The following is a 6,542-nucleotide window of genomic DNA, read 5'->3' on the forward strand; positions in this document are numbered from 1 at the left end:
CTTACTTCCTGAAAGAAATTAAATGCAATTGGCCACATCGCACCTGATAGCGATGTGGCCGTTTTTTGTATATCCCCTATCTATTTTCCCCTAACCGGCGGATATACTTTTTCAAAATCCGTAAGGATTTTCAATAATCTTTCATCTAAAAACATCAGGGTATGTTTCCTCAGTTTTTCAGGAATGCCGTAGTAGGCTTCGGCGACGCTGCCGCAGATGGCGGCTATGGTGTCGCTGTCGCCGCCGATGGAGATGGCGTTACGGATAGCATCTTCAAATCCCGTCGATTCAAAAAAGGCCATCAGGGCTTGGGGTACGCTCCCTTGGCAGGTCACATCAAAGTGGTATGTCGGCCGAATGGCGTCCAAGGTGAAATTCATGGGATAGTAATCTCGATCGATGGCGTCTCGGATTTCCTGTAAGCTAGAGCCGGTTCTGGCCATATAGACAGCTCCAGCTGTTGCTTCGGCCCCTTTCAATCCTTCGGGATGGTCATGGGTAACTTCGGTTATTTTCCGGGAGAGTAATTTTACTTCGTCCAAACTGTTTGCCACAAATCCGGCGGCACTGACACGCATGGCAGAGCCATTCCCAAAGCTGTGATACGGTTTGGGATCCATGGTAAATATCCAGCGCTTAAAGTTCCCTCCGTACCCGCAGTGCGGATATTTCCGGCCCAGGCTCTGCATATTGTCCACGGCAAGTTCGCCGAGATCACTGTAATCGGTCTTACTTTCCAGAATCGCCTTGGCCAAGGCCAGACTCATGATGGTGTCATCGGTGGGCCTGCACTTATGGTGAAATAATTCAAATTCTTTGGTCTTGATATTGTGCCCTTCAAAACGTGAGCCGACAATATCTCCTACGATTGCGCCTAACATGGAACCACCTCGCAAAAATACTTATGCCTCTACAAAAATCATTCAAATAAAACACACGGTCAGCGCGATTGAAACTCCGCATCTATTGCGCCAGCCCTTGTCACGACTACTTCCGCCAGTCCATTCATTCAAACAACAGCTATACTTTCAGCACTTGCCTTGCCTCTTAATCGACGATGTTCATTGCCGTGCCGCCCGGCAGAATTTCATGAACCCATCATTTCAATCCCCATCCCGCAAAGACTTAATAGGATTGACGTTCCTTCTCTCTGGATTCGGACCTACAGCCTGGCAATTTTGAGACATGAGAAAATGAGCCTCGCAGACGGAGGCTCATTTTATATTACAAATTATCCTGCCATTCGGCTTCTTTGAATCCTACGAGAACCTTGTTTTTACCGACAAGCAAGGGCCGCTTGACCAACATGCCGTCTGTGGCAAGAAGGGCGTACTGCTCATCTTCACTCATGTCTGCCAATTTATCCTTGAGTCCCAATTCTCGATACTTGAGACCGCTCGTATTGAAGAAGCGTTTGAGAGGCAGACCGCTTTTTTCGTGCCACTCACGAAGCTCTGCTTCCGTCGGGTTATCCCCCTTGATGTCACGAACCGTTACGGCCACATCATTGGCTGCCAGCCATTTTTCGGCTTTCTTGCAAGTAGAACAACGAGAGTAGCATACAAATGTCAATTCACTCATAGAGTATCACCTCACATACTTAATAAGTTCGACAATCCTTCCTAAATTCCTGCTCCTTGTCGGAAAGAAGCCTTCGATAATGAGCGAAGTGCTTCATTACAGTGCCGTCCAATATAATTCGACGCTTACGGCTCCATGGCCCGTCATTGATTCCAACCAGCCCTTTTAATGGCCTGTCGATATCGCGCTTCTTCCTCCAAGAGTTCGCTGTATTCGGTCACTTTATTATAGAAGGTCGCTTTTTTCATTCCCGACCACGCCATGAAGGCTTTGGAAGAAAGCTTCCCGCCTTTCCAATCATCGTATTTTTCATCCCAGCCTTCGGGGAAATCGATGCTGGGCCGTCCGGCATTTCGCGAACGGAATACCAAGGGATGGTCCGTTTTCAGTGTTTTTTCAAGCATCTCAAGGATAGTCCCGACAATGGTTTGATTCAATTCCAATCCGTGTTCATAGGTCATTTTCAGATCACAAGAAACGAGGCAGATGCCCTTCTCCATGATGTTCCGAAGCCGTTTGATACTGTCTTCGGCAACCTGCCCCAAATCATCGATGGCTTCGACAACAAGGATATCATGAGCATGGCCCCTTTCGATGACCTTATCGAGTTCTTCGTGTTTCCGGTCATGTTCCGTTACGACGAAGACTTCATCGTCAGGCCGAACGATATCGGCTGCCGCATCCCGGACAGCCTTGCCGTCTTCAGTGAATTTTTTGTATAAATACAGCCGCCGCATGACCCTCACCTCGATTCATTTCTTAAAAAATTTCCGGTACCACGAGTCCTTAAATCGGATGCCCAGCCTTTTTTCCAATTCGTCTCGATGAAAGACGATCATCCAGCCCGTCTTGGTCCACATGGGGGCTTCTTTCATCACTTCGACAGGCATGACCGCAGCCCAAGATTGAAGGCGGCGCATACTGGCTTTATCGGAGCCCGTTTCAATCGTAACCGTGTTTTGATCGATTTCAAAGGCCTTTTTATTCGAAGCATACATCTCTCTGATTTCCCGGAATGCGTCGGCTGTGATATACGATGCATTTTCAGCAAAATCATCCCGCCAAGTCAGTTTCCTGAAGTAATCCGGTTTTTCAAAACCAAAATCACTTATGATTTCCATTAATGTTTCTGAAGAAAGGGGCATAATATCCGGATACCAATCATCGGGAAGACTTTCCCCTTCGTTCGTCTGCATCCGATCGATGGCATCCCAAACTTTGGGCATCATCCGCCGGACATATTCGCGATACAATCCGTTTCCCAGCCTTGAAATCAGGCTGTTTCCGGCAGAAAGCCAGGCCGTCTGGTCGGCATCAGAGGGAATCGTCCCTTCGGGATCGAGAAAAATCATTCGTTTGCGAAGCTGCATATCCGGATCGGTCACATCGTTGGAAGCGAAAATGAGCAGCGGTACCGTATCATTTTGCAGGACTTCACAGATTTGTTCCGTAGTCTTGATGGCCTTTTTCATGTGTGCCAAGTAAGCATTATCGATTTCATCGATAAAAAGTGGTACTCCTTTTCCTTCTACCTGCAAGGCGACGGCGGTCTTACTGGGGCATTCTTTAGCCGCCAGGACTCGCAGATTTTTCTTTCCTGTCATTAATTTCAAGATGGCTTTGACGAAAAAGGACTTTCCCGTGCTGGAATGGCTGGATGAAATCAAAAGATACAAGGGCAGACTGGTCGTCCCCTTGTTTATCAGCCGGGCTTCACAGCGGAGACGGGCAAAAAAGGGCGAGGCGAACATGGCATTGAGGAGCTTATAATAAATGTCCTTTTGCTTTTCCGGAGCCGTTCCGACGAAGGAATTATACTTTTCAAAGATGGACAAGAGATCCTCGATTTCGCCCTTTACTTCGTCTTCCGGTGGATTCAGATCCATCGTTTCCCCGGAAAGGTTCATGGAAGCCTGATTATAGTCAAAGGTAATGTAAGGGTATTTTTCGACGATTTGTTTGATATCCGTTTTGCGTATGGCCGCTTTCTGGGCATTCACAGCTATCTTTTCGACGATTTTGGGATTGATCTTAATGACGCCGTCTTTCGTCGTCCGGATGCCCGTATCCTTTAACAGCTCCATGTATTTTTCTTTGGCCTGATCTCCCCTCATGACATACTGATAATTGGTGATCACAGCCTGTTCGTCTTCAGCAGGCGTTTGCAGGATGACGGCCTTATTCGTTTCCACCACTTTCTTTAATACCGCATTGGCATCTTTGGGATGATCGGCTGCCTCAGATGCAACTACCTTATAGGGGATGTCCGCCGACATCTTCCAAGCCGTAAGGAATTCTTGAAAGTAAGCATCATAGGCATTGGGTTCATCATAAAAGGCGACGTTCTCCATTTGATCGGCAGACCATGCCCTTCGGGTCATATTGGCCGACGCCGTGATGACCCGGGTCCTGCCGTCGTCGCTGCGAAGGAGGTATAATTTCCGGTGGTCCAAGATGTTGACGGAGCTATGGATGACTAAGTCGCCGTCTAACATTTTTTGGACTAAATCCCCGTATTTTCGGATCTCCTGCGCGGCCATGTCTGCTCCTGCTAGAATTTCCGCTACTTTGGACGCCGTCCTCGCGTCTTTTCGTACCATGAAATCGGCACCGAGAAGGATTTCTCCATATTTGAATTTTTCCATCAACCAGTGGATCATGGCCACGTCATAAGAAAAAGTGATGACCCGGATTTCATCGAACCCATTGAATAAATCATGGACCGACATATTTTCAACACTGACCAAACGATTCTTATAGCAGCGCAGCAACGCCGGCTTTTTCTCGTCACGATGTTCAGTTTCAAACAAGGACAGCTGCGGTTCTTCGAATTCCAGTTCGAATTCTCGATCCTTATCTTCCGCCATAACAGGTACTCCCTTCTGAATTTAACTTGATTTCCCAAAACTTTTTGAGTAAAGTATATCATTTGTCTAAAAAATAATCAATTATTTTTAGACAGTCATAAACCAGGCACACATCCGCACAAAAAATCCCCCTACAGTCGAATCCGAATCGATCTGACTACAGGGGGATCGTTTACCCTAAGGGCACGGTAACATCTACTGAAACATTTTTGTTTCACTATCAGCTATGGCAGATGGTAAGGAGCGAAAATTCATTCATTGTCCAATAAACCGCTCATTTTCTGAAAGACGGCGGAAGTCTTTGGTTGCGTTATAAAACGAAATAATGAAGATACTCTTGGTAATTTAAGATGAAAAAAAACACCGTCACAGTTTTCGGCTGAGGCGGTGTTTCTCTATGATGACCTTCATTCCCGGTCCGTTTCCTCTTCGGGTAAGGCTGGTTCTTCTTCCCGACTAAAGAAGCCCGGGGCGTCTTCTGCGCGGTGGCGGATAGGAATCATGAAAATCCACAGGTTCTCATCTCCTTCGGCGAAGTGTTCCAGCTCGTCCTTAGCGACGTAGATGAGGTCCTCTGTGGACCATTCGGGATGGGGCAGGAGTTTTAAAAGGGCTTCCCGCAGCTCTTCCCGGGTCCAGTAGCTGACGTGATAGCCGTACTGGTCTTCCCTTTTCCGATATTCAGCTTTTTTGGTCAGGAAATCGAAGATGGCTTGGGGGATATTTTTTTTAATAGAGGCGAAGATGGCGTAGTCCCAGGGGAAATATTTCCGGAAGACGTCATTGGTCCAAATCCCTTCCAGGCGCATTTCCTCGGCGTAGTAGTAATAGCGGCTGTTCGGCGCCCATTGACTGAGGGCGTCATTCCAGAGGCTGTTGACCGGCACATAGGACGATTCAGCCTCGAAGGATAAGACCAGTTGTCCATCTCCGAGGCTTTGGTACGATTCTTCTGTAATCTTGCCTCGGATGGCCCCGCGCCAACCGTATTCACAGCCGGGATACAGGAGTTCTATGATGTTGTTAAGATGCTGTTCGTAAAATTCCCGGTCGACGAAGCGCTTCGTGTCTTCATCGGCTTCGTCAAAGGACCGGAGGGAAAAGGCCTTCTGGAAGTGATTTCCGATATTCCGGATTTCCTCTTCCGGCCCTTCGAAACGGTATTGGGTGTAACAAATATTGGCCATGATGTTGTCTCCTTTCAGCGAAGCTTCCCCTTTTGGCGAAGTTCTTCCAAAACGGGAATGAAATAGTGGTGACGTTCGCGCACCAGATAATGGATCCGGCGGATGATAGCCCGCGTTCCAAAGCTGCCATTCCCCAGCGGCAGGCCGATTGTCGATGCCACGACGTCCGCTAAGTCGTCGGGAGACAGTTCGGGCAGCGGCACCAGGGACAGCAGCTCCCGGTACAGTTCCTCCCGCGGCCATTGGGAGTAATAGACGTCGTGGTCCCGGCTAAAAATATTAGAATCGGAGTATTGATAAAGGGTATGGCGGCTGAAGATTCGCGAGAGCTCTTCCGGCGTCTCTTTTGAAAGACTGGCCCGGACGGCATAGTCGCCTGAAAAATAATGATGTTCTACATCATTGGATTCGGCGTCGCCATCCCGGAAATCGCCATAGGCCAGATAATAATAGCAGCTGTTGGGGGCCCACTTATGGAGCATGATATCCCAGAGTTCAAGGTAGTTGCCGCCATCGACGTTCACCGCCATGGACCATTTGCCGTTTGGCAGCTGACGGCAAGCGTCGGGGCTGATGTCGCCGCAGACGGAGCCGTTGTGCCGGATGTCCTCCGGTCCCTCCAAGGCGTCGAGGATATGGACCAGGTCATGGCTGCCATCATCCCGCACAAAGCCAAGGGCTGCGAGTTCCTTATCCCGTTCAAGGGGCGGATGTGATTGAGTTTTTAAAATGTCGTTGAGGCGGGTCCGCAGCGAGAAAATCTCCTCCTCGGGACCTTCGAAATAATAATGGGTAAACATAGGCATACCTCCTGTCGGAAAAGACAAGAATGGCAAAAAGTACGCAAAAAAGGGGCTCTTTGTCAAATATTGGGGTGCCAACTAAATCATCCACCGCGAATGGACGT

6 protein-coding genes are annotated in these 6,542 nt (G+C 48.4%); all 6 read right to left on the reverse strand.

The features are described 5' to 3' along the window. Positions 1-80 precede the first annotated feature (80 nt). The 6 genes from QZQ46_RS07380 to QZQ46_RS07405 all read right to left on the reverse strand — a co-directional run bounded on the left by QZQ46_RS07380 (position 81) and on the right by QZQ46_RS07405 (position 6,435). Positions 81-881, reverse strand: a complete 801-nt coding sequence (locus QZQ46_RS07380) for an ADP-ribosylglycohydrolase family protein (protein WP_296828448.1) — start codon at positions 879-881, stop codon at positions 81-83. Positions 882-1,224: 343 nt separating this feature from the next. Next, positions 1,225-1,572, reverse strand: a complete 348-nt coding sequence (locus tag QZQ46_RS07385) for an arsenate reductase family protein (protein ID WP_296828459.1) — start codon at positions 1,570-1,572, stop codon at positions 1,225-1,227. Between the two features lie 152 nt (positions 1,573-1,724). Next, positions 1,725-2,318 (reverse strand): hypothetical protein, encoded by a 594-nt coding sequence (locus tag QZQ46_RS07390; RefSeq protein WP_296828450.1) that lies wholly within the window; start codon positions 2,316-2,318, stop codon positions 1,725-1,727. Between the two features lie 15 nt (positions 2,319-2,333). Continuing rightward, complete coding sequence (locus QZQ46_RS07395) at positions 2,334-4,448, reverse strand: phospholipase D-like domain-containing protein (protein ID WP_296828452.1); 2,115 nt, start codon at positions 4,446-4,448, stop codon at positions 2,334-2,336. Between the two features lie 407 nt (positions 4,449-4,855). Further along, positions 4,856-5,635 carry a hypothetical protein gene (locus QZQ46_RS07400; protein ID WP_296828453.1) on the reverse strand — a complete coding sequence of 260 codons (780 nt, stop codon included), beginning with the start codon at positions 5,633-5,635 and terminating at the stop codon, positions 4,856-4,858. Between the two features lie 14 nt (positions 5,636-5,649). After that, complete coding sequence (locus tag QZQ46_RS07405) at positions 5,650-6,435, reverse strand: hypothetical protein (protein ID WP_296828455.1); 786 nt, start codon at positions 6,433-6,435, stop codon at positions 5,650-5,652. Positions 6,436-6,542 lie beyond the last annotated feature (107 nt).

This window comes from uncultured Megasphaera sp. (assembly GCF_900539295.1).
Taxonomy (GTDB): Bacteria; Bacillota; Negativicutes; order Veillonellales; family Megasphaeraceae; genus Megasphaera.